The 22771-nt window shown below is 57.3% G+C and carries 24 protein-coding genes; 15 read left to right on the plus strand and 9 right to left on the minus strand.

Going from position 1 to position 22771, the window contains the following annotated elements; all coding sequences use genetic code 11:
• Positions 1 to 72: 72 nt before the first annotated feature.
• The 3 genes from M2368_RS04040 to M2368_RS04050 are packed head-to-tail and all read left to right on the plus strand — an operon-like array spanning position 73 to position 2163.
• Positions 73 to 561 (plus strand): serine O-acetyltransferase, encoded by a 489-nt coding sequence (locus M2368_RS04040; protein ID WP_498724188.1) that lies wholly within the window; start codon positions 73 to 75, stop codon positions 559 to 561.
• A gap of 49 nt (positions 562 to 610) precedes the next feature.
• Positions 611 to 1360: a DNA repair protein RecO gene (gene recO / locus M2368_RS04045; RefSeq protein WP_498724034.1), complete on the plus strand. Its 750-nt coding sequence runs from the start codon at positions 611 to 613 to the stop codon at positions 1358 to 1360.
• Positions 1357 to 2163, plus strand: coding sequence for an isoprenyl transferase (locus M2368_RS04050; protein WP_133833358.1), 807 nt, complete (start codon positions 1357 to 1359; stop codon positions 2161 to 2163). The genes recO and M2368_RS04050 overlap by 4 nt, the downstream gene beginning before the upstream one ends.
• On the opposite strand, the gene M2368_RS04055 is transcribed toward M2368_RS04050, so the two are convergent.
• Positions 2160 to 3206, minus strand: a complete 1047-nt coding sequence (locus M2368_RS04055) for an alpha/beta hydrolase (RefSeq protein ID WP_181148993.1) — start codon at positions 3204 to 3206, stop codon at positions 2160 to 2162. The two genes, M2368_RS04050 and M2368_RS04055, sit on opposite strands and share 4 nt — an antisense overlap.
• 60 nt (positions 3207 to 3266) lie before the next feature.
• Here M2368_RS04055 and M2368_RS04060 point away from each other — a divergent pair, with 60 nt between their 5' ends.
• A complete protein-coding gene (locus tag M2368_RS04060) occupies positions 3267 to 4331 on the plus strand; it encodes a quinone-dependent dihydroorotate dehydrogenase (RefSeq protein ID WP_332498532.1) in 1065 nt (354 codons plus the stop codon).
• Between the two features lie 403 nt (positions 4332 to 4734).
• Here M2368_RS04060 and M2368_RS04065 read toward each other — a convergent pair whose 3' ends face one another.
• On the minus strand, positions 4735 to 5328 hold the full coding sequence (locus tag M2368_RS04065; RefSeq protein WP_105658342.1) for a DUF3043 domain-containing protein: 594 nt from the start codon (positions 5326 to 5328) through the stop codon (positions 4735 to 4737).
• Between the two features lie 69 nt (positions 5329 to 5397).
• Between M2368_RS04065 and M2368_RS04070 the strand changes: the two genes are divergently transcribed.
• The 6 genes from M2368_RS04070 (at position 5398) to M2368_RS04095 (ending at position 11433) form a co-directional block, all read left to right on the plus strand.
• Positions 5398 to 6807, plus strand: a complete 1410-nt coding sequence (locus M2368_RS04070; RefSeq protein WP_402734827.1) for a dipeptidase — start codon at positions 5398 to 5400, stop codon at positions 6805 to 6807.
• Positions 6808 to 6941: 134 nt separating this feature from the next.
• Entirely contained in the window at positions 6942 to 7316 is a 375-nt protein-coding gene (locus M2368_RS04075; RefSeq protein WP_105658344.1) for a HesB/IscA family protein, read from the plus strand.
• Between the two features lie 214 nt (positions 7317 to 7530).
• On the plus strand, positions 7531 to 8412 hold the full coding sequence (ctaC, locus tag M2368_RS04080; protein ID WP_105658345.1) for an aa3-type cytochrome oxidase subunit II: 882 nt from the start codon (positions 7531 to 7533) through the stop codon (positions 8410 to 8412).
• Positions 8413 to 8414: 2 nt separating this feature from the next.
• Positions 8415 to 10133 (plus strand): aa3-type cytochrome oxidase subunit I, encoded by a 1719-nt coding sequence (ctaD, locus tag M2368_RS04085; protein ID WP_105658346.1) that lies wholly within the window; start codon positions 8415 to 8417, stop codon positions 10131 to 10133.
• Between the two features lie 2 nt (positions 10134 to 10135).
• Entirely contained in the window at positions 10136 to 10537 is a 402-nt protein-coding gene (locus M2368_RS04090) for a cytochrome c oxidase subunit 4 (protein ID WP_105658347.1), read from the plus strand.
• Between the two features lie 113 nt (positions 10538 to 10650).
• A complete protein-coding gene (locus M2368_RS04095) occupies positions 10651 to 11433 on the plus strand; it encodes a GntR family transcriptional regulator (protein WP_105658348.1) in 783 nt (260 codons plus the stop codon).
• Between the two features lie 1058 nt (positions 11434 to 12491).
• Here M2368_RS04095 and qcrB read toward each other — a convergent pair.
• The 4 genes from qcrB to ctaE form a co-directional block, all read right to left on the minus strand.
• Positions 12492 to 14162: a cytochrome bc1 complex cytochrome b subunit gene (gene qcrB / locus M2368_RS04100; protein WP_105658350.1), complete on the minus strand. Its 1671-nt coding sequence runs from the start codon at positions 14160 to 14162 to the stop codon at positions 12492 to 12494.
• Positions 14163 to 14164: 2 nt separating this feature from the next.
• Positions 14165 to 15214, minus strand: coding sequence for a cytochrome bc1 complex Rieske iron-sulfur subunit (qcrA, locus tag M2368_RS04105; RefSeq protein WP_105658351.1), 1050 nt, complete (start codon positions 15212 to 15214; stop codon positions 14165 to 14167).
• 71 nt (positions 15215 to 15285) lie between these two features.
• Complete coding sequence (gene qcrC / locus M2368_RS04110; RefSeq protein ID WP_105658352.1) at positions 15286 to 16080, minus strand: cytochrome bc1 complex diheme cytochrome c subunit; 795 nt, start codon at positions 16078 to 16080, stop codon at positions 15286 to 15288.
• Positions 16081 to 16156: 76 nt separating this feature from the next.
• Positions 16157 to 16795, minus strand: a complete 639-nt coding sequence (ctaE, locus tag M2368_RS04115; RefSeq protein ID WP_105658353.1) for an aa3-type cytochrome oxidase subunit III — start codon at positions 16793 to 16795, stop codon at positions 16157 to 16159.
• A 286-nt stretch (positions 16796 to 17081) separates the two neighbouring features.
• Between ctaE and trpD the strand changes: the two genes are divergently transcribed.
• On the plus strand, positions 17082 to 18149 hold the full coding sequence (gene trpD / locus M2368_RS04120; protein WP_498724035.1) for an anthranilate phosphoribosyltransferase: 1068 nt from the start codon (positions 17082 to 17084) through the stop codon (positions 18147 to 18149).
• 85 nt (positions 18150 to 18234) lie between these two features.
• On the opposite strand, the gene M2368_RS04125 is transcribed toward trpD, so the two are convergent.
• Positions 18235 to 18516, minus strand: coding sequence for an Lrp/AsnC family transcriptional regulator (locus tag M2368_RS04125; protein WP_105658354.1), 282 nt, complete (start codon positions 18514 to 18516; stop codon positions 18235 to 18237).
• A 164-nt stretch (positions 18517 to 18680) separates the two neighbouring features.
• Here M2368_RS04125 and M2368_RS04130 point away from each other — a divergent pair, with 164 nt between their 5' ends.
• Complete coding sequence (locus M2368_RS04130; protein ID WP_105661274.1) at positions 18681 to 19277, plus strand: sigma factor-like helix-turn-helix DNA-binding protein; 597 nt, start codon at positions 18681 to 18683, stop codon at positions 19275 to 19277.
• Positions 19278 to 19820, plus strand: a complete 543-nt coding sequence (locus tag M2368_RS04135) for a hypothetical protein (RefSeq protein ID WP_208294227.1) — start codon at positions 19278 to 19280, stop codon at positions 19818 to 19820.
• Here the strand turns inward: M2368_RS04135 and M2368_RS04140 are convergent.
• Positions 19809 to 20183 carry a DUF3054 domain-containing protein gene (locus M2368_RS04140; protein ID WP_498724036.1) on the minus strand — a complete coding sequence of 125 codons (375 nt, stop codon included), beginning with the start codon at positions 20181 to 20183 and terminating at the stop codon, positions 19809 to 19811. The two genes, M2368_RS04135 and M2368_RS04140, sit on opposite strands and share 12 nt — an antisense overlap.
• A gap of 148 nt (positions 20184 to 20331) precedes the next feature.
• Here M2368_RS04140 and M2368_RS04145 point away from each other — a divergent pair, with 148 nt between their 5' ends.
• A complete protein-coding gene (locus tag M2368_RS04145; RefSeq protein WP_498724037.1) occupies positions 20332 to 21300 on the plus strand; it encodes an arsenic resistance protein in 969 nt (322 codons plus the stop codon).
• 149 nt (positions 21301 to 21449) lie between these two features.
• Here M2368_RS04145 and M2368_RS04150 read toward each other — a convergent pair whose 3' ends face one another.
• The gene (locus M2368_RS04150; RefSeq protein ID WP_105661272.1) at positions 21450 to 21911 is read right to left on the minus strand and encodes a DUF3817 domain-containing protein; all 462 of its coding nucleotides are present in this window, start codon (positions 21909 to 21911) and stop codon (positions 21450 to 21452) included.
• A gap of 226 nt (positions 21912 to 22137) precedes the next feature.
• Here M2368_RS04150 and M2368_RS04155 point away from each other — a divergent pair, with 226 nt between their 5' ends.
• The gene (locus M2368_RS04155; RefSeq protein ID WP_448940230.1) at positions 22138 to 22725 is read left to right on the plus strand and encodes an HAD-IA family hydrolase; all 588 of its coding nucleotides are present in this window, start codon (positions 22138 to 22140) and stop codon (positions 22723 to 22725) included.
• The last annotated feature ends 46 nt before the right edge of the window (positions 22726 to 22771 follow it).

Here is a 22771-nt window from a genome sequence, read left to right on the forward strand (position 1 = left end):
ATTGCGGGCGATCCGGCAGCACAAGGACTATTGGCCACGGCAACTACTTCAACGGGCTTGCACGCGATCTGGATGCATCGGGTTACTCACCAGCTGTGGCAGCGCAAGACAACCAGGGGTCTGTCGAAAATCATCAGGCTCATTGCCCGATCATTGACGCAAATCGACATCCATCCCTCTGCTGTTATTGGCAGTCCCGTTCTCATCGATCACGGCACTGGTGTCGTTATCGGGCCTAATACGGTAATTGGATCCAGAACATTGATTTACCAGGGGGCCACTATCGCGGCAGCCGGGTCTGCCGGTCCAGCTACAACCGTCATCGGCAGCGACTGCATGATTGGATCCGGTGCCACGGTATTGCGTGGCGTGCAAGTAGGTAGCCGGTGCAATATAGGAGCGAATGTCGTGGTCGCTACTGACCTGCCTGATAACTGCGTCGCTGTCGGTGTTCCCGCTCAATTCAAGTCGAGAGACACCTTGAACCCCTTTTCCTCGGGCCCGGTAGATGCCGGGTTGCTCCTGCAGCTACCGCGCCCAGGGACGAATCGACACCCATAGGAATCGTTGGATTCAGAACTTTGGGAGTTGAAGTGGGAGAATATTGTCCGTGTCCAGATCAGGTTTCGCTTCCAAGAGCTACCACACCCGTGGTTTGGTTTTGCGTACCCACAAGCTGGGAGAAGCCGATCGCATCATCACCCTGCTGACACCCAATGGGATTGTCCGTGCGGTGGCTAAGGGCGTACGCCGGACGTCGTCGCGGATGGGCGCCACGCTGGAACCGTTCATGGAAGTCGACGCGCTTCTGGTGATGGGCCGCAATCTCGATATCGTCTCGCAGGCACAGCTTCGAAATCCATACGGCCAATTGCTGGTCATGGATTACCCGAGCTACACGGTGGCCAACGCCATGTCGGAGATCGCTGAAAAACTGCTGGAAACAGAAAGCGATTCATCCCTCCAGCAGTATCAGCTCTTCCACGGTGCGATCGCCCTGTTATCCAAGCAGCGAGTCGATTCCGGAGCCGTGCTGGACTCCTACATCTTGCGGGCCCTCTCGGTTGCTGGTTGGGCGCCGTCCTTTACCGACTGCGTGCGCTGCGGCAAGCCTGGCCCGCATCAAGCGCTCCACGTCCAGCTTGGCGGCGTCGTCTGCCCCGAATGCCGTCCCTCTGGATCGTTATCGCCGCATCCCGTCACCATTGAATATCTGCAGGCGCTGCTGGAAGGGGACTGGTCCACCGTGGCAGAAGCAGGACCTCGAGCGCGCAAGCAAGCTGCAGATATCGTGGCCAACTACTTGCAGTGGCACCTTGAGCGTGCCGTGAATTCCCTACGTCTTGTGGAGAGAAATTGAAGAAGCTTCCTAAGATCACCGGCCGCCGAGGCCCAGTTGCTCCTTATGCGCATCCGGATCATCCGCAGATGCCCGCCATTCCGCAGGAACTCATCCCTGAACACGTAGCTATCGTCATGGATGGCAATGGACGTTGGGCGAACCAGCGGGGATTGCCTCGTACCGAGGGGCACCGTGCAGGCGAAGCAGCTTTGCTTGATGTGGTGGCCGGAGCCGTGGAGCTGGGCGTCAAGTACGTCTCTGTCTACGCGTTCTCAACCGAGAACTGGAAGCGCAGCCCTGAGGAAGTGCGCTTCCTGATGGGCTTCTCACGTGATGTTCTGCGCCGCCAACGCGATACGTTGAACTCATGGGGCGTCCGCATACGCTGGTCGGGTCGAGAACCCAAGCTCTGGAAATCGGTTATCAATGAACTCAAGGAAGCCGAAGAACTCACCAAAGACAACTTGGGTTGCCAGCTGACCATGTGCGTGAACTACGGCGGGCGCGCAGAACTAGGCGACGCTGTCAGCGCGATTGCCCAGGATGTTGCAGCCGGCAGGCTTCGCGCTAGCTCGGTTGGCGAAAAGACTATCGCCAAATACCTGCATGCTCCGGAACTGCCTGATGTGGATCTTTTCCTCCGAACCAGTGGCGAGCAACGCACAAGCAACTTCCTGCTGTGGCAGTCGGCATACGCAGAGATGGTCTTCCTCGACCAGCTTTGGCCGGATGTCGACCGGCGAACGCTCTTTACCGCCGTAGAAGAATATGCCAAACGCGATCGCCGTTACGGCGGAGCTATCGACAAGCCACAGGCCTAGGACGTTTTCAGCGCTGTTCCCACCAATCGCAACCAGAGGCTTAGGTCTCGATATGCTGCGGATCTGGCGGGCTCAGCGGAGGTGAACACATCGTGCATTGCGCCCGGAATTTCGGACAAAGTAACGAAACTGCCTAGTTTCAACGCCCGCAGGCGCGTTTGCTGAACGTCGAGTACCGAATCGCAGTGCTGCATGTCAGGGGAGTAGCTCGTGCCGATATGGGTGCGATCCGAGGTGAGGACGAAGATCGGCTGTTGAAGTTTCAGCCCCTTCGCAACTAGGGCATGGCCATCGAATATCGTTTTCAGCCATCCCGCGGTGTTCGGAAAAGCGATCCGTGGTCGCCATAGCCGATGAACGTCCCACTGGCCATGGCTATCAGTACTTAGCGATTGCCAGTAATGATCGAATTCTGGTCCGTTGAGCTTCCTGCGCGGATTCGTGCGAGTGATCGCTTCCATTAGGCCGTGAAAAGGAATGCGCAGGAAGGCCGTTCCCTGAAACTCAAGCCATGGAGCATTCAGGACCAGAGCTTTAATGCCCGGCGCTTGGCGCGCAAGCCACAAGCTGAGGATCAAGCCGCCCGTCGAGTGCCCTTGGGCAACCACCGGTAATTGAGGATGCTCATTACGCAGCAGTTCCAAGCTCGCATTGAGCTCCTCATCGAAGTCCGCCAAGTCATCGACATAACCAGGCAATGCATGTTCGGCTCTCAGACTGCGTCCATGCCTGCGTAGATCAAGTGCGTAGAAGTGGTATCCATGGTGATGCCAGAAAGCTGCCAGTTCGCGGTTGTAAAAATAATCGCTCCAGCCATGCACGCTCAGAACAATTCCCTGGGCTCGTCGTCCGAGCCGATTCCTGAATCCAGCCGGGCAATAGCGGACCAAGGTCGCGACGGCCGGTCCTTCCGCATCGACGCCGAAATCCAAGGTTTGGTGCTCAAAATCAGGCCCGAGGGGATCTTCGACCCATTGCCCCGGCCTAGTTGAAGACATAAAGTCTGGCCAACTGCTGCTTTCTGGAACAACGAAGTGCTTCATATCTTGAATACTACCCATCTCAAGTTGTCTGTTTCGGGTTCTTCACGGGAAAATGGTTCCATGCGCATATACCCACTGGTCTTCAAGCACGTGTTCACCAAGATGGATCCTGAACAGGCTCACCATTTTGCATTCAACGCGATCAAGATTGCGCAACGCGCAGGGCTCACTAAGGCAGCTCGCAAGTTCTTCGCTCCGGCACCCAAGCTGAAGCGCACCGTTATGGGCATCGACTTCCCGTCCCCATTCGGATTGGCTGCTGGCTTCGACAAGGGCGCCACCGGAATCCTGGCGTTGAGCGATATCGGTTTCGGCCATGTTGAAATCGGAACCGTCACCGGACAGGCCCAGTCCGGCAACCCGCAACCGCGGCTCTTCCGCTTGGTTGAGGACCGCGCGGTAATCAACCGGATGGGCTTCAACAACGAAGGCGCCGAAACTGTCGCTGCCCGTGTCGCCAGTTCTCGCCAAGAGCTCAAGACTGGTTACGCTGGAACCCGCCCGGTCATCGGCGTGAATATCGGCAAGACCAAGGTTGTAGAGCTGGAAGACGCGGTAGGGGATTACCTGGCGTCCACCCGCCAGCTGGCGATCCACGCAGATTACCTGGTCGTCAATGTTTCGAGCCCCAACACCCCGGGTCTGCGCCTGCTCCAGAGCGTTGACTCTCTTCGTCCGCTGCTTTCGGAAGTCGGCCAGTTGGCTGACAAGGTTGCCGGCCGCCATATTCCCTTGCTGGTCAAGATTGCTCCCGATCTTAGCGATGAGGATGTCGCTGACGTTGCACGCTTGGCCATGGAACTTGAACTCGACGGCATTATTGCCACCAATACGACCATCGGTCGCGAGAACTTGACCAGCGATGCGTCCAAGGTTGAAGAGATTGGCGCCGGCGGGCTATCTGGCGCTCCGCTCAAGCAGCGATCGCTTGAAGTTCTTCGCCAGTTGCGTGCACTTGTTCCGGCCGAGATGGCTCTGATCGCCGTCGGCGGCGTGGAAAATGCCGCGGATGTGAAGGAACGCCTGGACGCCGGCGCGGACCTGGTACAGGGTTACACCGCATTCCTCTACGAGGGTCCGTTCTGGGCACGTTCGATCAATAAGGACCTGGAGCGCATGCTCTAGTTCTTTGGAGTGGAATTTCCCAAATGCTCCGGAATGGTTCCGATTCGCGAAGAATCGGAGCCATTCCGCGTTAACCGGGCCCATCTTCTGCGTACGTCCTGCCTGCAACAGCTTTGAACGCAACTTGGATCAGAAGACTAGGCAAGGGCAGCCGCGCTAGGGGAGAAGGTGGCAATAACGGTTGCCGACCGGGATGAATCCTTGTATCGGAGCCAACAAGGCCGCATGCTGCGAGCACGGACAGGATTGGCAGAAATGCGTCGCGGCAACGATATTCCTATCGCAGAATTTGCATCACCTTGTAGTTGGCTCCACAAAATTTGAACATTGTTATTCAACCAAGCAATTAACTAGAAAGGGGCAAGCTCAGCGAGCTTGCCCCTTTGCGGTCTAGCGGTATCGACTAGTCGATATTTGCGCCGCGCTTGACCTGTGGCTTTGGCAGGCGCAATTTGCGGAACTGCATTCCACGCATTGCCGCGTACATGCGTACGCCCTTTTCCATGTGGCCGAACTTGGCGACCAGGCGCTTCTTCAAGAGGATGGTCGTCACAATTGCTTCGATGATGATCAGTGCGATAACAACCCAGAGGGCTGCCTGCACAAACATCTGGATCTGCAGGTTGCGCTGGAACACCAGCGAGACAACCAAGAAGGCCAGGATGATGAACATCATGAACTCGCCGAACATCCAGCGAGAGTCAATGAAGTTACGGGTGTAGCGCTTCTGCTCACCCTTGTCGCGTGGCATCAGGTAGCGTTCATCGCCAGTTTCGTTGGCTAAGCGCAAACGATTCTGCGCTTCAACACGCTGTTGACGCTGGGCTTCCTTAGCGGCCTTGCGATCGGTAGGAACCAACGGGCGCTGACGGTTCGCCTGCTGCGCATTGCGCTTGGGCGTTGGACCAGTCTTGCGGCCGTCGGTTGTTTCCGGGGCCTGCTGGGCAGACTCCACATTTACGGGGGATTGAGGTTCATCCTTCTTACGTCCAAACACCCCTCTATTCTAGCCGGAAATAGTTAGCGGCGTGACATTCGATACGCGAGGAATTGCTAGGCTGAAGGCATGACCGAAAATACTACCTTCGACGCTGTTTCAAGCGGCGTCGATATTGCCGCGCTAAAAAGCCACATCGACACGAACTTCGAGAAGATCCTCGAAGAGCTCACTTCCCTGGTCGCGATCCCGAGCATCGCATGGGAATCCTTCGACCCGCAGAACCTGGAAAAATCGGCTGCGGCAGTGGCCGAATTGGCCAAGTCGGCCGGGATGGAGACCGTGGAAATCCTGCGCGAGCCTGCGCAGAACGGCGCTATGGGCGCGCCTGCCGTGGTAGCCCAGCGCAAGGCGGCACCCGGAAAGCCAACCGTGCTCCTGTACGCACACCACGACGTCCAGCCTCCTGGCAACGCGGCGGACTGGAACACCCCGGTATTCGAAGCCACGAAGGTAGGGGACCGGCTGTTCGGCCGCGGTGCCGCTGACGACAAGGCCGGCATCATGGTCCACATCGCGGCGATGCGCGCCGTGCTGGACCTCATTGGCGATTTCGGCGTCGGCGTAACCTACTTCTTCGAGGGGGAGGAAGAAGCAGGATCCCCATCATTCCGCAACTTCCTCGAAGCCCATCAGGACAAGTTGGCAGCAGATGTGATCGTAGTTGCCGACTCGTCCAACTGGTCGGTTGGAACCCCAGCACTGACCAGCTCGCTGCGCGGCATGTGCGCAGCGGAGATCACCGTTCGCTCGTTGAACCATGCAGTTCACTCGGGCATGTTTGGCGGACCAGTTCTCGATGGCCCGATCCTCGCCGCCAAGTTGATCTCCAGCTTCCACAACGAAGACGGTTCTGTTGCCGTTGCCGGCCTGGTTGCCAACGACATCGCTGAAGTCGACTTCGACGAAGCCGAATTCCGCAGGGACTCCGGCGTTCTGGAATCCTTCCAGCTTGCCGGCACCGGCAAGATCACCGACCGCTTGTGGAATAAACCAGCACTGAGCGTGATTGGAATGGATATCCCGAGTGTCGACCACTCGTCGAATACCTTGCTGCCGGCAACGCGTTTCAAGGTATCGATGCGCCTGGCCCCAGGGCAGAATCCTGCAGATGCGCTCAAGGCCCTTGAGGCACACGTCAAAAGCGTTGACCTTCGCGGCGCCGAGGTTGAATTTGTCGCCACCGAAGCAGGCAACGCCTACAAGGCGAACCTGGACGCTTCGGCAAATGACACTGCGCGCTGGGCGCTTGAACAAGCTTGGGGCGTTGTACCAGTGAATATGGGCCTGGGTGGATCAATTCCATTCATCGCAGATTTGCTGGAAGTTTTCCCGAAGGCGCAGATCCTGGTGACCGGTGTCGAGGATCCCGATTCGCGTGCGCACTCGGCCAACGAGTCGCTGCATCTAGGCGACTTCCAGCACGCAATTGAGGCTGAAGCCCTCATGCTGGCGAGGATCAACGCCAAGGGACTATGAACCGTGTCATACGGAGAGACGCAGGGGAAGAATTCTTCAGCGTAGCGACGTAGGATAGAAGCAAGAACAGAGGTGCCGGTTCCAGTAACAAATCTGGAGCTTGGTGCCGCATCGAGCAGTATGGGAGGAAAATCATGACTGCATCTGTTGACCAGACCAAGGGCGATCCAACTGAGGTGCCAACCCATGAGGTAGAGATTTCCGACGTGGCGGCGGACAAGGTTCGCTCGCTTCTGGAACAGGAAGGCCGGGATGATCTTCGTCTCCGCATCGCCGTGCAGCCAGGTGGCTGCTCGGGCCTTATCTACCAGCTTTACTTCGATGAGCGCATGCTCGACGGCGACGCGGTACGCAACTTCGATGGCGTTGAGGTCATCGTTGACAAGATGAGCGTCCCGTACCTCGCTGGCGCGTCCATTGATTTCGAGGACACCATCTCGAAGCAGGGCTTCACCATCGACAACCCGGCCGCATCGGGTTCCTGCGCCTGTGGAGATTCCTTCCACTAGGCCGTAGGGAACAAACGCCGCTGTTCAAACGTTGAAGAAATTTCTCGTTAGCACAGCGGCGTTTTTCGGCATTCTGACCCCAAAGAGGGTAAGCTCTACATTAAGTAGTAAAACTATGTTTCCCTTCGTGAGCCACCTCACCGTGCAACTCGTTTAAACCACGAGGTGACTTATGAAGACCACATTCTGCACCAACAAAGAGGAAGGGCCGTCTGTGAGTTCGCAAGACCGAACCGGCAGTCGCGGGTCCGCTAAAGCCAAAGTACTGGCTTTAGTCGGCACTGGCGCATTGCTGTTGACGGGATGTACAGCGGAGGCAAAACGCGGTTGGCTCCCAAACGTGGAGCGCGACACCACCAACCACACCGGGGCAATCCAGGATTTCTGGGTTAACTCGTGGATCGCTGTTATTGTCGTCGGCGTATTGACCTGGGGATTGATGCTCTGGTGCGTCATCGCCTACCGCCGCCGCAAGAACGATACGGGTTACCCGCGTCAGCTGAGCTACAACCTGCCATTGGAGATCTTCTACACGGCCATTCCTTTGGTCCTTGTTCTAGTCTTCTTTAGCTTCAACAACACCCTGGAAAAGCAGATCAACGCCCCTGTTGATTCTGAGGTCGTAGTCGACGTCCGAGCCAAGCAATGGTCGTGGGACTTCAACTACAGCTACCAGGGCACCGAGAAGTATTACGCCGGCGAACAGGCTCACCTGAACACCGATGGCTCGGAAGGCGTTCGCGAAGAACTGCCAACCTTGTACCTGCCAGCGGGCAAGTCGGTAACCCTTGAGCTGAATAGCCGCGATGTCATCCACTCCTTCTGGGTACCAGCCTTCTTGCAGAAGCTGGACATGATCCCAGGCAAGACCAACTACATCTACCTGACTCCACAGGTTGAAGGCAGCTACGACGGAAAGTGCGCCGAGCTTTGCGGCGAGTACCACTCCGAGATGCTCTTCAACGTCGAGGTTGTCAATGAGTCCGAGTTCAAGGCTCAGCTGGCAAAGATGGAAGATGGACACATTGGTGAAGAGTACGACCGTAAGCCAGATGTTGTTAACGGCGTCGTAGTAGAGCACGGGGAAGGAGAGTAATCATGACAACGTTTGAATATGCAACTGACGACGTGAAGTCGATTGCTCCAGCCGTAGTGCCGAAGTCCAAGGGTCGTCTGTTCGTCGACTACATTACTTCGACCGACCACAAGAAGATCGGGTACATGTACCTGATCAGCTCGTTCATCCTGTTCTGTGTCGGTGGCGTTATGGCGCTGCTGATTCGTGCAGAGCTGTTCGAACCAGGCATGCAGATCCTGCAGACCAAGGAACAGTACAACCAGCTGTTCACCATGCACGGCACTGTCATGCTCTTGATGTTCGCAACCCCGCTGTTCGCAGGTTTCGCCAACGTCATGATGCCCCTGCAGATCGGTTCCCCGGATGTGGCCTTCCCACGTCTGAATGCATTGGCTTTCTGGTTCTTCTCGCTGGGCTCGCTGATCGCTCTGGCCGGCTACCTCACCCCCCAGGGTGCAGCTAGCTTCGGTTGGTTCGCTTACGCTCCGCTGTCGAACACCACCTTCTCGCCAGGAATCGGCGGAGACCTCTGGGTCTTCGGCCTTGCACTGTCGGGCTTCGGTACCATCCTTGGCGCCGTCAACTTCATCACCACGATCATCTGCCTGCGTGCACCTGGCATGACCATGTGGCGCATGTCGATCTTCTCGTGGAACACCTTGATCACCTCGTTGCTGGTCCTGATGGCTTTCCCGCCACTGGCAGCTGCGCTGTTCGCACTGGGTGCAGACCGCCGCTTCGGTGCCCACATCTTCGACCCAGAGAATGGCGGTGCCGTACTATGGCAGCACCTGTTCTGGTTCTTCGGGCACCCTGAGGTCTACATCATTGCTTTGCCGTTCTTCGGCATCGTCTCCGAGATCTTCCCAGTGTTCTCCCGCAAGCCGATCTTCGGCTACAAGGGCCTGGTCTTCGCGACCATCTCGATTGCTGCACTGTCGGTTTCCGTGTGGGCACACCACATGTACGTCACTGGCTCGGTAATGCTGCCGTTCTTCGGCTTCATGACCATGCTGATCGCAGTTCCAACCGGTGTGAAGTTCTTCAACTGGATCGGAACCCTGTGGCGCGGCTCGATCACCTTCGAAACCCCAATGCTCTGGAGCATGGGCTTCATGATCACCTTCCTGTTCGGCGGTCTGACCGGTATTATCCTGTCGGCTCCGTCGCTGGACTTCCACGTATCGGATACCTACTTCGTTGTGGCTCACTTCCACTACGTAGTCTTCGGTACCGTTGTGTTCGCGATGTTCGCTGGCTTCTACTTCTGGTGGCCGAAGTGGACCGGCAAGATGCTCAACGAGCGTCTTGGCAAGATCCACTTCTGGTTGCTGTTCATCGGCTTCCACGGCACCTTCCTGATCCAGCACTGGCTGGGCGTTATGGGCATGCCACGTCGCTACGCCGACTACATGCCTGAAGATGGCTTCACCACCATGAACCAGGTTTCGACCGTCTTCGCATTCATTCTGGGTGCGTCGATGATTCCATTCTTCTGGAACGTGTGGGTAACCCACCGAAACGCCAAGAAGGTCGAAGTAGATGATCCATGGGGCTTCGGCGCATCGCTGGAATGGGCAACTTCTTGCCCTCCACCACGCCACAACTTCCACTCGATCCCTCGCATCCGTTCCGAGCGTCCGGCACTGGATCTGCACCACCCGGAACTGAGTGGACGGGTAACCCCCGAAACTCCGGTTGCGAAGATCTTCGGCTCGGCTGACCAGAAGGACGTGTAACGATGAAAGTTGAATCCTGGATTTTCCTGGGTGGCGTCTTCTTCTTCACCCCAGTAGCGATTGTCTACGGTTACATGACCAACTGGAGCGAATGGGTCGGATTCCTGGCATTGCTGATGCTGGTCGCATTGTCCGCGATGGTAGGTGGCTACTTGCTATTCACCGCTAAGCGCGTTGGCAACAGGCCCGAGGACCGCGTGGATGGCGAAATCCACGAGAACGCCGGCGATATCGGAATGTTCTCCCCATGGAGCTGGTGGCCACTGGTCCTGGCTTCGGCTGCAGCGATTGGCTTCCTTGGCCTCGCTGTGGGCTGGTGGGTCTTCTTCATCGGCGCCGGTTTGGCCGTCGTTGGCGTGACCGGCTGGGTTTACGAATACAGCCGTGGCGATCACGCTCACTAGGCAGTAACCCTAACGGGACGACAAGCAATTTTGCTTGTCGTCCCGTTAGTCTTTTAATAGGGGTTCCTCGATGGCGATAGGCCGTCAGGATATTTGGATCAAGGAGAAGCAGCATGCGCCACGCACCGCAGCCACATGTCCAGGCGCACCTTGATCCGGCCAGCCGGCAAAGCAAATACCGGCAAATCCGAGAGATTCTCAAGACCCATGCGCGCGAGGCCTGCAAACCCGGCTACAAGCTTCCGCCCGAACGCGTGCTGGCAGAGCACTTCGGCGTGGCCCGCAAGACCATCCGCCAAGCCATCGATGCCTTGGTGGATGAACAAGTGCTCAAACGCGTAGTGGGAATCGGCACGTTCGTCGTGCCCGAAAAATTGGACCTTCGTGTCCGCCTGCATTCCTACTCCGAAGATATGATGCGCCGCGGCATGGTTCCCGATGCCCATGTACTCGAATTCGCGGAGATCAAAGCCAGCGCCACCTTGGCTTCGCAGCTGATGGTGGAGGAGGGTACTGCCGTAGTCCAGTTCAAGCGCCTGCTGCTGGCCGATGGCACCCCCATGAGCCTGGACGAGAACTATATGCCTGCCGATCTCGTGCCTGGCTTTGTGGATGGCGAGCCGCCGTCAAAGCTCTATCAGGCATTGCACGAGCGCTATGGCATCTTGCTCGAATGGGGTGAGGACCAGGTGGAAAGCACTGCGGCGAGCAAGCGGCAAGCCGTGCTCCTGGGCGTAGAACCAGGCTTCCCGCTCCTGCAGATCACCCGGTATGCCTACATCGGCGATCGGCTAGCCGACTACTCGGTTTCGCTCTACCGCTCAGACCGCTACAAGCTCTTCGTGCCGTTGCAGCGAGTGGGCACACGCACGCCTCGCTACACCGATACTTTCTAGGCCTGGCCTGGCCAGGCGGCCGGCTGCTTCGATTTCAACGGGCAAGTACCAGGCAAACCCGTCAACCATGCCCAAGGATGCCATATCTGCCGTTCAAAATGGTTCCGGGCATCAACTACTGAATAAGCACTCCCGCAGCCTGGTCCGCCGGTTTGGAGCTATAGCAGGAGCAAGCAGGTTTCCCGCACACGGAAGAAGATCGCGGCGCAAGCTCAAAGCCGCTTCAAGGCAGCAGGACATGGAATGTCGACGGAAGTTGAAAAGTGGACACTCCAGCCGCCCTGTCCAGTGGGAAACCAGCCACACTGGTGCGATAGGCCGTAGCGAAGATCCAATATATCCCTAGATCACACAGTCTTGTTTGCAGCGTGATTCTGCCATCCGGTCGATGCGTCCAGAGTTATTCCGTCATCCAATTCAAACGATTCTGAAGCAGGACTGGAGGTCATGGTGCCTGCCGGGCATTCTTTCTGGCAGGGGAGCAGCCTTTGGAAGAGCGCTCTGGATATCGGCTCGGCCATGCCGAGCGCCAAAACGGGAGTCTGAACTGCTGCATTCGAAGTCTTGGCGAACGTGATTGCGGAACTGAGCTCGTCCCCAGTCTGGAGGGCCTTCGCTGGAAAGACGAATGCACTGAGCAGCTCTCCGCTCCGGTTCGGCCCGGGACGACACCGGGCAGCTGCGCCAGTCGCAACTGGCATTGGCGTGCAGCATTCGATTCCAGCCAATCCAGAATGGCTGCACTGCAGGCCGGCAGTAGCACTCAGCCCCGAACGGCATTTCTGACTGAAGTGCCAAACAGGATGGCCAATTCTTCTCCGCACTGGGGAGCGCAGCTCGATACGCGGCTAGGGGAGCAGGAACGGACCTTCCACCCTGAGCACCCGGCAGTGCCAGATGGCGTTCTAAGCTACTGGAATTTCGATGGGCGTCCACCATGCGTCTTCGGAGCGCTCACCGGCGCTAGGCTCACTGGGACCCCTGGGAAAGCCGGGTTAACGAAAGGAGGGACACACCGCAAGGTGTGTCCCTCCTTTTGTGACTAACTCAGGTCGCTATTACTTGGCGATCGAGTCCTGCGTGTCACCCTCAACCTCATGGTGGCCGTGGGCTGCATGAGCAGCTTCCAGCTCCGATGGGGTTACCGGGGCGACGCGATCTTCGAAGAAGAACTTCGAGATTGCTGCACGACGCTTCTCCGAACCGGAGACGTGTCCTGCTGCGTCAGGCTGAGCCGGGATGTACTGGCGATCAACGTAGTTGGTCAGCAGGTAACGCTTGTAGACGTCAACTTCCTCGTGCTTCTCCGAGAAGCCGCCCTCAGGCGACATCTGGATGATGCCAGCTTCGCGGCCGTGCAGGACGATCTCGCGATCCTTGCGCTGCAGCGACAGGCAGATACGGCGAGTCAACCAGAAGGCGAAGATTGGGCCCAGGAAGAACAGCGTACGCAGCCAGTAGGTGACATCGTTCAGCGACACGTGGAAGTGGGTCGCGATCAAGTCCGAGGAAGCAGCAGCCCACATGACGCAGTAGAAGACTACGCCGGCAGCGCCCACTGCGGTTCGGAATGGAGCGTTGCGTGGACGGTCGAGCAGGTGGTGCTCGCGGTTGTCCTTGGTGATCCAGCGTTCGATCCACGGCCATGCGAACATCACTGCGAACAGTGCGCCTGCAGGAACCAGTGCTGGCAGCAGTACCGACATCACCAGGGTGTTATCGCCCCATGGGAATGGAATGATCCATTCGAAGCTGAAGTTGCCCAGGTAACCTGGCATCAAGCGCAGCGCGCCATCGACGAAACCGATGTACCAGTCCGGCTGGGTACCAGCCGAAACAGGGGATGGGTCATATGGACCGTAGTTCCATACCGGGTTGATCTGGAACAGGCCAGCAATGAATGCCACGATGCCGAAGACGATGAAGAAGAATCCACCGGCCTTGGCTGCGTATACCGGACCAACAGGGAAGCCAACAACGTTGTCGTTGGTGCGGCCTGGGCCAGGGTACTGGGTGTGCTTGTGGGTCACGACCATGAACAGGTGCACAACGATCAGCAAGATAATGACCGCAGGAACAATCATGATGTGCAACGAGTACAGTCGCGGAATCACGGTATCGCCAGGGAACTCGCCGCCGAAGAAGAACATCGACAGGTAGGTGCCGACGATCGGCAGTGCCTTCATGACGCCATCGATAATGCGCAGGCCGTTACCGGACAGCAGATCATCTGGCAGGGAGTAGCCGGTGAAGCCGGCAGCAAGACCCATGATCAGCAGCACGCCGCCGACAACCCAGTTCAGTTCACGTGGGCGACGGAATGCGCCGGTGAAGAATACGCGCAGCATGTGCACGGACAGGGAAGCGACGAACAGCAGTGCCGACCAGTGGTGTACCTGTCGCATGAACAGGCCGCCGCGCACGTCGAAGGAGATATCCATGGTCGAGGCCATAGCCGTCGACATGCCGATACCCTTCATCGGTACGTACGAGCCGTCGTAGACGACGTGAGCCATGGACGGATCGAAGAAGAAGGTCAGGAAGGTGCCCGAGAGCAGCAGCAGTACGAAGGTGTACATTGCCACTTCGCCGAACATGAACGACCAGTGGTCCGGGAAGATCTTGCGACCGAATTCCTTGACCATGCCCGAAGCGCCGACGCGGGAATCCACGAAGTTGGCGATGCGACCGGTAGCGGTCGATGCCTGGTATTCGTTAGTCGTCGTCATGATTAACCACGCTCCCAGTAGGACGGGCCAACTGGTTCGTGGAAGTCACTCTGAGCTACCAGGTAGCCCTCGGAGTCCACGGTAATTGGCAGCTGTGGCAGTGCGTGGCCAGCTGGGCCGAAGATGACCTTGCATTCCTGCGTCAGGTCGAAGGTCGACTGGTGGCAAGGGCACAGCAAGTGGTGGGTGTGCTGCTCGTACAGAGCAATCGGGCAACCCACGTGGGTGCAAATCTTGGAGTATGCGACGATGCCGTCGACGTTCCAGGTTTCGCGTCCCTCGGAGATCTGCATTTCTGCTGGATCCATGCGCATCAGCAGAACGACGGCCTTGGCCTTTTCGTTCAGCGGGTGCTCGGTCTCGTTGAGGCCTTCTGGGATCACGTGGAATGCGGAACCGATCTGCACATCCGAAGCCTTGATCGGGGTACCAGATGGGTCGCGGGTCAGACGGATGCCCTTGTCCCACATGGTGTGGCGCAGGGAATCGATCATCTCGTTCGCGGTGTTACCGGTGCGATCCAGGTCGCGGAACATGAAGATTGCTGGGATTGGCGCCAAGGCGATGGCACCGATCAGGGTATTGCGGATCAGCGGACGACGCTTGATGCCGGACTCTTCGAGCACGGTATCGATGATTTCGACGGCATCCTGGCGATCTTCTTCCGAGCGGATCTCGTGGCGCATTTCCATGAGCTCGTGATCCGGCATCAGGGTCTTGGCCCAGTGAACAATACCCACACCGATACCGAGCATCGCGAAAGCGGTGCCCAGTCCCAGTGCAGCGTTCTGCACACGCAGTTCAGCGAAGGTCATCTCGCCCAGGTGGCCCAGGACGAAGTAGGCCACGAAGAAGAAGAGCGTGCCGATGATGGAGATGGTAAATAGGAGCGCTACTTGACGCTCATGTCGCTTGGCTGCGCGCGGATCGCGGTCTGCGAGACGCGGACGATGGGGTGGTAAGCCCGGATCTGGGAATCGATCCTGAGCTACATCGTCAGCCTTAGCAACGGTGCCCGAGTTTTCGGGACTGCCGTGACTATGGTCGCCCATGTTTCTCTCTCATCCTTCTGTTAGGAATTTATGTACGTAGTGATGGTTACGGCCGAGGCCGCGGGTTTGCCTTAGGAAGGACGCGAGGTCAACCAAATGGTGAAGGCAATGATGATACCCAGACCTGCGGTCCAGGTGAACAGGCCTTCAGCAACTGGACCCAGGGAGCCCAGGGCTGCACCGCCAGCGGAACCATTTGCTTCAATGGTCTTCAGGAAGGTGATAACGTCACGCTTCTCTTCTGGGGTGATGTTCGAGTCGTTGAACACTGGCATGTTCTGTGGGCCGGTAGCCATCGCTTCGTAGATGTGCTTCTCGGATACACCGGTCAGGGTTGGTGCGAACTTGCCGCGGGTCAACGCGCCACCGGCAGCAGCCGCGTTGTGGCACATTGCGCAGTTCACACGGAAGACGGTGCCACCGTGGGCGGCGTCGCCCTGGGTGGTATCCAAGTATTCCTCATCAGGGATCGCTGGGCCTGCACCCAGGCTTGCAACATACGCTGCCAGCTGGGAGATCTGCTCGTCGTCGAACTGTACTGGCTTGACCTGGGCCTGCGGGCCCTGCATCTGCATCGGCATACGGCCGGTGCCGACCTGGAAGTCAACAGAAGCCGCGCCAACGCCGATCAGCGATGGACCGGAGTCAGAGCCTTCGGCATTCATGCCGTGGCAAGTAGCGCAGTTGGCGACGAAAAGCTTCTGACCTTCTTCTACATCGGCCTGCGATGCAGAAGTGGTCTCAGCTGCCTTCGCTTCGCTGATGTTACCGGCTGCAGTGTAAAGACTGCCGGTAATCAGCAATCCGAACAGAAGCAGGGCCACAGCGGCGAGCGGGTGGCGGCGCTTTTTCGAAAGAGCCTTCACTTGCTGGTTCCTCACTTAGTTTCTTTGGTGTGGTGTTGCCGTACTTCTTGTTGAGGCAACTAATGAATTTAAGTTGCTACTTCAAGAAGTAGATGATCGCGAACAGGGCGATCCAAACAACGTCAACGAAGTGCCAGTAGTAGGACACGACGATGGAGCCGGTTGCTTCGAAGTGACCAAACTTCTTAGCCAGCATCGCACGACCAATGATCAGCAAGAATGCAATCAGACCACCAGCGACGTGAATGCCGTGGAAGCCGGTCGTAATGTAGAAGGCCGAAGCGTAGGAGTTCGAGTCGAATGCCACGCCCTCGCTAACGAGGACAGCGTATTCGTAGGCCTGAACCGAAACGAAGATCGCGCCAAGGATGAAGGTAAGAATGAACCATTCAATCATTCCCCATTCCTTGAAGTTGAAAAGCCCACCGGAACGGCGAGGCTTGAATTCTTCGGCACGGAACACGCCTAGCTGGCACGAGAACGAGCTGGACACCAGGATGATGGTGTTAACCAGCGCGAACGGTACGTTGAGCTTGGCAGTTTCAGTCGCCCATAGTTCGGGCGCGGCAGCCCGGAGGCTGAAGTACATGGCGAAGAGGGCGGCGAAGAACATGAGCTCGCTGGAGAGCCACACCATCGTTCCCACCGACACCATGTTTGGGCGGTTCGGCGCATGTGGCGCCGTCGTATTTGGGGCATGAGTCGCAGTTGTCACACTGACATTATGTCTCTAAATGCCCCTCAGATACCAATGCAAAAGCGGGTTGGCAGAGGTTTGTTGCGCCACATCTTGGCAACATCCGCGGAAACATGCGGAAGTACAGAGAAAACTCTTTCTACAATTCGTAGAGCTTCATCCGGCGAGTCTCACGAAACAATCATTTATGCAACGAAAGTGTTTCGTATTTAACCCCAGAAACTAGGCATTTTTAGCGACCTGAGCCACATCATCTAACGACATGAATTGGGTAGCGCCCCGGTGTCTGGATAGGCTTTCCCATGTGTCAACGAGCCTTGTAAACGAAAAGTTCCCGACGTGGCCAGATCTATTGGCCACCCTGATCAACGGTGGCGATCTCAGCCGCGAACAGGCCGCTTGGGCAATGAATGAGATCATGTCCGGCGAGGCGAGCGACGTTCAGATTGCCGGGTTCCTGGTTGCACTGCGATCCAAGGGTGAAACCGTGGCCGAATTGACCGGCTTGGTGGACTCCATGGTCGCCAATGCGCGCCCCTTGACCATCGATGCACAAACTTTGGACATTGTTGGGACCGGTGGCGATCGCCAGAACACCGTCAACATCTCAACGATGGCCACACTGGTGTGCGCTGGCGCGGGCGTGAGCATAGTTAAACACGGCAACCGCGCATCCTCTTCGTCCTCGGGTTCCGCCGACGTGCTTGAAGCATTGGGCGTCCGCCTGGAGGTACCAATCGAGCGCCTTGTAGAGGTGTACGACAAGGTTGGGATTGCGTTCTGCTTCGCCAACGTCTTCCATCCCTCGATGCGCCACGTTGCCGGAGCACGCCGTCAATTACGCATACCAACCGCTTTCAACTTCATGGGCCCCTTGACCAATCCCGCATTGCCCAGCGCATCCGCCATCGGCTGCTCCGACATGGTTATGGCACCAATCATGGCGGGCGTTCTTGCAAGCCGTGGCGTGCGTGGGCTGGTCTTCCGCGGGGATGACGGACTGGATGAACTAACCACCACTGCAGCTAACCGCGTCTGGGAAGTGCGCAACGGCACGGTCTCCGAGTTCACGTTCGATGCCCGGGACGTGGGATTTGCCCGTGCGACGCTTAATGATCTGCGCGGTGGAGATGCACTACATAACGCAGGGGTTGTACGAGATGTCATCTCGGGGAGTCCCGGTCCCGTTCGAGATGCGGTCCTCCTGAACGCGGCTGCCGGAATGGTGGCTTACAGCGATACTGCTGAAGGCAGTTTCGAAGACCGCATGCGGGCGGCGATTGGGAAAGCAGCGCATTCCATCGATTCCGGTGCGGCGAAGGCGACCTTGGAAGCCTGGTCCTCAACGACCCAGGCGATCGTAGGCGCGTAGCACCGTCAGATGCCAACAGAGCCGGTCTTTGGTTCGCGATTTTACAATCGCTGAACCGAAGGCCGGCTTTGTTCTTGAAAAGTCCTTAGTCGCCTAGGCCTAGGGAAAAAGCTGCTTCAAGATCATGTTCCGAATATGCGCGGAATGCAATGTGGGTCTGGGTGCCGCGGATGCCTGGAATCTTGGAAAGCTTATTGGCAATGACTTCGGCAAGGTCCTCGTGCTTGTTGACTCGTGCAATTGCAATCAAGTCCCAGTCGCCTGCTACGGAATAGACTTCGCTGATGCCCGAGATTGCGGAGATCTGCTTAGCGCATTCAGGGATACTGTCCGTTGCAGTCTGGATCATGACGAATGCGGTGACCATCACTGTGCCTTTCGGTTCTAACTTGTCGCCTGCCAGGAGGCGGCTGATCTGGAATCAACTCTAGTCGAAAAGCAGCGAATGAGAGGCATGGGCGCATCGCCCCGCTTCGCATAGTACAATGATTTTAATTTGTAGATTCGGATACAAAGTTTTACAATTGTTTCATGATTGTGTTGACCATTGACCAGCGGCGTTCACGTTCCACCGAAGACAAGGTGGAGGCTCTAGTCAAGCAAGCTAATGCTACCGTTCCAGTGGTTCGCCCCTTCCAGCGAACCGCCGGCGATGAAGTCCAAGCTGTCTTGGATAACGCCAACGAAGCAATTCGCTTGGCAGTGATGATGGCAGCTTCAGGGGACTGGAGTGTCGGCATCGGCTTCGGGCAAGTTGAAACGCCACTGCCCGAAGAAACCCGTGCCGGACGGGGGCCTGCCTTTGAATATGCTCGTGTCGCAGTTGAGCGGGCAAAGAACACCAATGCGCATCTAGCTGTTCATGGACCGTCGCATGAAGCCACCCGCCTGGAAGCCGAGCTCCAGCTGACTGCCTGCATAGTTTCAAAGCGACGGGCCACGGCATGGGAAGCTGGCACTCTGGCCGATGAAGGCCTGACCCAGCAGCAGATTGCCCAAGAATTAGGAATCACCCAGCAGGCTGTCTCTTCTCGTCTGTCGGCCGCGCTATGGTTTGAGGCGAACCGAATGATGGATGAAGCTGCCAAATCGCTGAACCGACAGCTGAAGATGCTAAAGGAGCAGTAAATGCTTTGGATCGCTTGGGGGAGTCTGAGCCTGGCGGCGTTTGTCTCTTGCATAGCTGCCTACCTTGGCTATGCCATGGGCAAACGAGCTCGTGTCCGCGACTGGCTAGTTGTGGGCTCTGCCCTGTTCGCCATTCTCTCGGCCCTGCTGGCAGTTGCTTCTCAAACTTCGTTGGAGCAGAACGGGCTTTCGCCGGTGTACGCGATCGTCCTTAGTTCCATCTTTGCCATTAGTTTCGGCGGTCCGTTTACGGAACTTGTTTTCCGGCTTGCTGCGAAGAATGATGTCGAGCTCCAAAAGGAGGAGTCCGACCCTTCACCGCTTCGAGGCGGGCTGTGGATCGGACTCCTGGAGCGCACGGCCATCGTTGGAAGCCTCTGGGCCGGTTGGCCAGAAGGCATTGCCGTCGTCTTGGCGGTCAAGGGTCTTGGCCGGTTCTCTGAACTGAAAAACCATCGCGCCGCCGAACAGTTTATTCTAGGGACTTTCGCCAGCGGTCTCGTCGCTGCCGGTTCCTACGGGCTCGGCCTGCTATTTACCTAGCCGCTTAGCCACCATTGAGGTAACCAGCCGACGCCCCATCAAGAATGCGCCCAGAACCAATGTCGCGACAATGATGAAGGGGAGTGCCGCAGTGGAATCCATGGCAACGCGAAGCGCAAGGCCCGCTGCTACGGTCACCACCCAGACCAGTACGCCAACAGGGAAGAGCTTGTTGATCGTGGTCCAAGGCTTGGACAGCAAGGTCACGACGACGTAGGCAACCAAGAACGGCAGGGCGGTCATCAGGATGCCGCCAATGCTCAAGCCATGTTCGTGTTCACGTCGACCGAGCAGGGCGAATAGAACAATGAGAACAATGTCGACAGCCATCCACAGCGGCCACTTACGAATAGAATCCTTCATGTACTCATCATAGGTTTACCCCGGTGTTCGTGAGTAATTCGGCGTTGGCTGGATCGTTGTCGGTTCAGACACAGAAGGTCGCCGTCGGGGCTCGCCCGTATGAGCTCACGGCCATGGTGGCCGCAGCTATTGTTCTAGCATTAGTCCTATGAAGATCTGGCCTGGCAATGCATGGATGCAAGGGCACCAAATCGCCCTGTATTTATCCGCGATCACTGCCGGTTGCGTTCTCGGCCTGGCCTTGCCTGCCGCAAGCAAGGGTCTCGAGAACTCGGTTAACCCGTTCCTTGGGTTACTGCTCTACGCTACTTTCCTGGGCATGCCGCTGACCCGTTTTCCGGAGGCCTTTCGGGACACTCGCTTCATGGGTGCACTGTGCGCGGTCAACTTTGCCGTGGTGCCGCTCGTGGCCTTCGGGCTATCGCGAATAGTGGCGGAGGACCAGGCGCTGCTCTTCGGCGTGCTGCTGGTCTTGCTAGCGCCCTGCATCGACTACGTTATCGTCTTTACCGGCTTAGCCGGGGGAGACAGCCAACGGCTGCTGGCGGCCACACCGCTCTTGTTGATCTTGCAGATGCTGCTCGTGCCGGCATACCTCTATATATTTGCTGCTCCCTCGGCGATCGACGTGATCGTGCCAGCTCCTTTCCTGGGGGCACTGCTAGGACTGATCGTGCTCCCACTGCTGGCAGCAGCATTCACCCAGGCACTCGCCAAACGATTTTCCTGGGCAGAGCCCGTCGGGGATTGGGCCGACTATCTAATGGTTCCGTTGTTGATGGGAACGCTATTTAGCGTGGTCGGCTCGCAGATCTTCACGGTGAGCGCAGGCCTGGGTCAATTAGGGCTGGCCATTATGGTTTTCGCCCTGTTTATCTGCATCATGAATGTCCTTGGGTACTCCGCGGGGAAACTCTTCAAGCTGCCCACCGCCTCGCGGCGGGCAGTTACTTTCAGCGGCGTCACACGCAATTCTCTGGTGGTGCTTCCCCTGGCCCTGGCTTTGCCTGCGGAGCTGGAATTAGCCTCTGCCGTGGTCGTTAGCCAGACCCTGGTAGAGCTAATTGCAATGTTGGTGATGGTTCACTACGCACCGAAGCAACGCACCACCAAGTAGTTCGAGCCTTACCCTGCTATGTCCGGATTAAACAGAATTTGCCTGGCCAAGAACACATGGAAGTGACCGGGCCAGGCAAATTGGATTGAGGAGTCAGTGCATTCAGTGATGCCCAGGCGAAAGCAGCCTGCTCCTCATAGAATCCATGATTAGTGCTCGCCACCTGGAGGGCCAATGAAAAGCATGGCCGAGAAGATACCGGCAATAACGACGAATAGCAGGACCGTGGTCAGCGCCGGGCGGGCAACAAGCCAACGCATCGTCGCGTCGGTCCACTTGCGATCATCTGGATGATCGGTTGCTTCGGTACGCCAGGTACCTTCCAGCTTTCCCTTGCGTTCCAGCCACTTGTCGTAAGGAATGGTCAGATATGGGACGACGGCGGTCGCGGCAGCTCCAATGATCAGCGACTTCCTCCAGCGCTGATTCATGCCAATGAGCACAGCCATCGTTGCATAAGTCAGGAAGACAAAGCCGTGGATGAAGCCGGCAATGGAAACAGGCCAATCACCAACCTTGACGACGTACTTCAAAATCAATGCGATGATCAGCATCGTCCATGTGACAGCTTCAGCGCGGGCAACTAGACGGTACAGGGCGCTTGGAGACATAGGGTGTTTTCTGTCCTTGAAGGTAGATAGGGGAGTAGTCCGGGAACTCGGTCAAGTACTAGCCTATCTGGCTCCCGGGATACCGCCGACATCCTGCCCTGGGACATGGAGTTCCCGGTTGACGCAGCACCTGCTAGATTTCTAGGCAGGCCCTCGCTGCAGGAAAGGCACCGCATGCACTTGGCCCCAGATGCCCCAATGCGCCTGCATCTGGCAGGATTGCCCCATGATCCACGCAGTAGTTTTCGATTTGGACGGAGTGATCCGCAACTTTCCCGAGGCCGCCACTGCTGACGTTGAAATGGAATATGGGTTGCCATCGGGCACTTTGAACGCGGCGGCTTTCGACCCTGCTCGCCTGGAAGGACTCACTACAGGTAAAATATCTCGTTTGACATGGATCAAGGAGATTGGGAAGAGCATTGGATCCACGGAAGCCGCCAACGCATGGGGTCGCATAGAGCCCGTTGTAGATCGCGATGTGCTGCAGTTACTCGACGATCTACAACGTGCAGGTATCACCACCGCCATTCTCACGAACGGCAGCGACACCATTGACATCGAACTTAAGCGGCAAGGAATCGCCACCCACGTCGCCCGAGTATTCAATTCAGCAAAAATCGGTTATCCGAAGCCAGACCGACGAGCATTTCTTCACGTAATCAACGCTCTGCACCTGTGTGCAAACCAGATCCTCTTTACCGACGATTCCGCCGGGAAACTTGTCGGGGCGACCGATCTCGGGATCCACACACATCACTTTGCTTCCGCTGCGGATTTGAGGTCGGCATTGACCCGGCGCGGTGTACTCTAGCCGGATCGATCATCGTTTGGAATAACATCGAGGGGAGTGGCAAGAG

Origin of the sequence: Arthrobacter sp. JUb119 (genome assembly GCF_024807995.1) — a bacterium.
Classification (GTDB): Bacteria; Actinomycetota; Actinomycetes; order Actinomycetales; family Micrococcaceae; genus Glutamicibacter.

Excerpts from the sequence above, each read along its gene's own strand:
- M2368_RS04040 (WP_498724188.1), top strand. The coding sequence starts at position 73 with ATGCATCGGGTTACTCACCAGCTGTGGCAGCGCAAGACAACCAGGGGT.
- M2368_RS04055 (WP_181148993.1), bottom strand. The coding sequence starts at position 3,206 with ATGAAGCACTTCGTTGTTCCAGAAAGCAGCAGTTGGCCAGACTTTATG.
- M2368_RS04060 (WP_332498532.1), top strand. The coding sequence starts at position 3,267 with ATGCGCATATACCCACTGGTCTTCAAGCACGTGTTCACCAAGATGGAT.
- M2368_RS04070 (WP_402734827.1), top strand. The coding sequence starts at position 5,398 with ATGACCGAAAATACTACCTTCGACGCTGTTTCAAGCGGCGTCGATATT.
- M2368_RS04075 (WP_105658344.1), top strand. The coding sequence starts at position 6,942 with ATGACTGCATCTGTTGACCAGACCAAGGGCGATCCAACTGAGGTGCCA.
- ctaD (WP_105658346.1), top strand. The coding sequence starts at position 8,415 with ATGACAACGTTTGAATATGCAACTGACGACGTGAAGTCGATTGCTCCA.
- M2368_RS04090 (WP_105658347.1), top strand. The coding sequence starts at position 10,136 with ATGAAAGTTGAATCCTGGATTTTCCTGGGTGGCGTCTTCTTCTTCACC.
- M2368_RS04095 (WP_105658348.1), top strand. The coding sequence starts at position 10,651 with ATGCGCCACGCACCGCAGCCACATGTCCAGGCGCACCTTGATCCGGCC.
- qcrB (WP_105658350.1), bottom strand. The coding sequence starts at position 14,162 with ATGACGACGACTAACGAATACCAGGCATCGACCGCTACCGGTCGCATC.
- qcrA (WP_105658351.1), bottom strand. The coding sequence starts at position 15,214 with ATGGGCGACCATAGTCACGGCAGTCCCGAAAACTCGGGCACCGTTGCT.
- M2368_RS04125 (WP_105658354.1), bottom strand. The coding sequence starts at position 18,516 with ATGGTCACCGCATTCGTCATGATCCAGACTGCAACGGACAGTATCCCT.
- M2368_RS04130 (WP_105661274.1), top strand. The coding sequence starts at position 18,681 with ATGATTGTGTTGACCATTGACCAGCGGCGTTCACGTTCCACCGAAGAC.
- M2368_RS04135 (WP_208294227.1), top strand. The coding sequence starts at position 19,278 with ATGCTTTGGATCGCTTGGGGGAGTCTGAGCCTGGCGGCGTTTGTCTCT.
- M2368_RS04140 (WP_498724036.1), bottom strand. The coding sequence starts at position 20,183 with ATGAAGGATTCTATTCGTAAGTGGCCGCTGTGGATGGCTGTCGACATT.
- M2368_RS04145 (WP_498724037.1), top strand. The coding sequence starts at position 20,332 with ATGAAGATCTGGCCTGGCAATGCATGGATGCAAGGGCACCAAATCGCC.
- M2368_RS04150 (WP_105661272.1), bottom strand. The coding sequence starts at position 21,911 with ATGTCTCCAAGCGCCCTGTACCGTCTAGTTGCCCGCGCTGAAGCTGTC.
- M2368_RS04155 (WP_448940230.1), top strand. The coding sequence starts at position 22,138 with ATGATCCACGCAGTAGTTTTCGATTTGGACGGAGTGATCCGCAACTTT.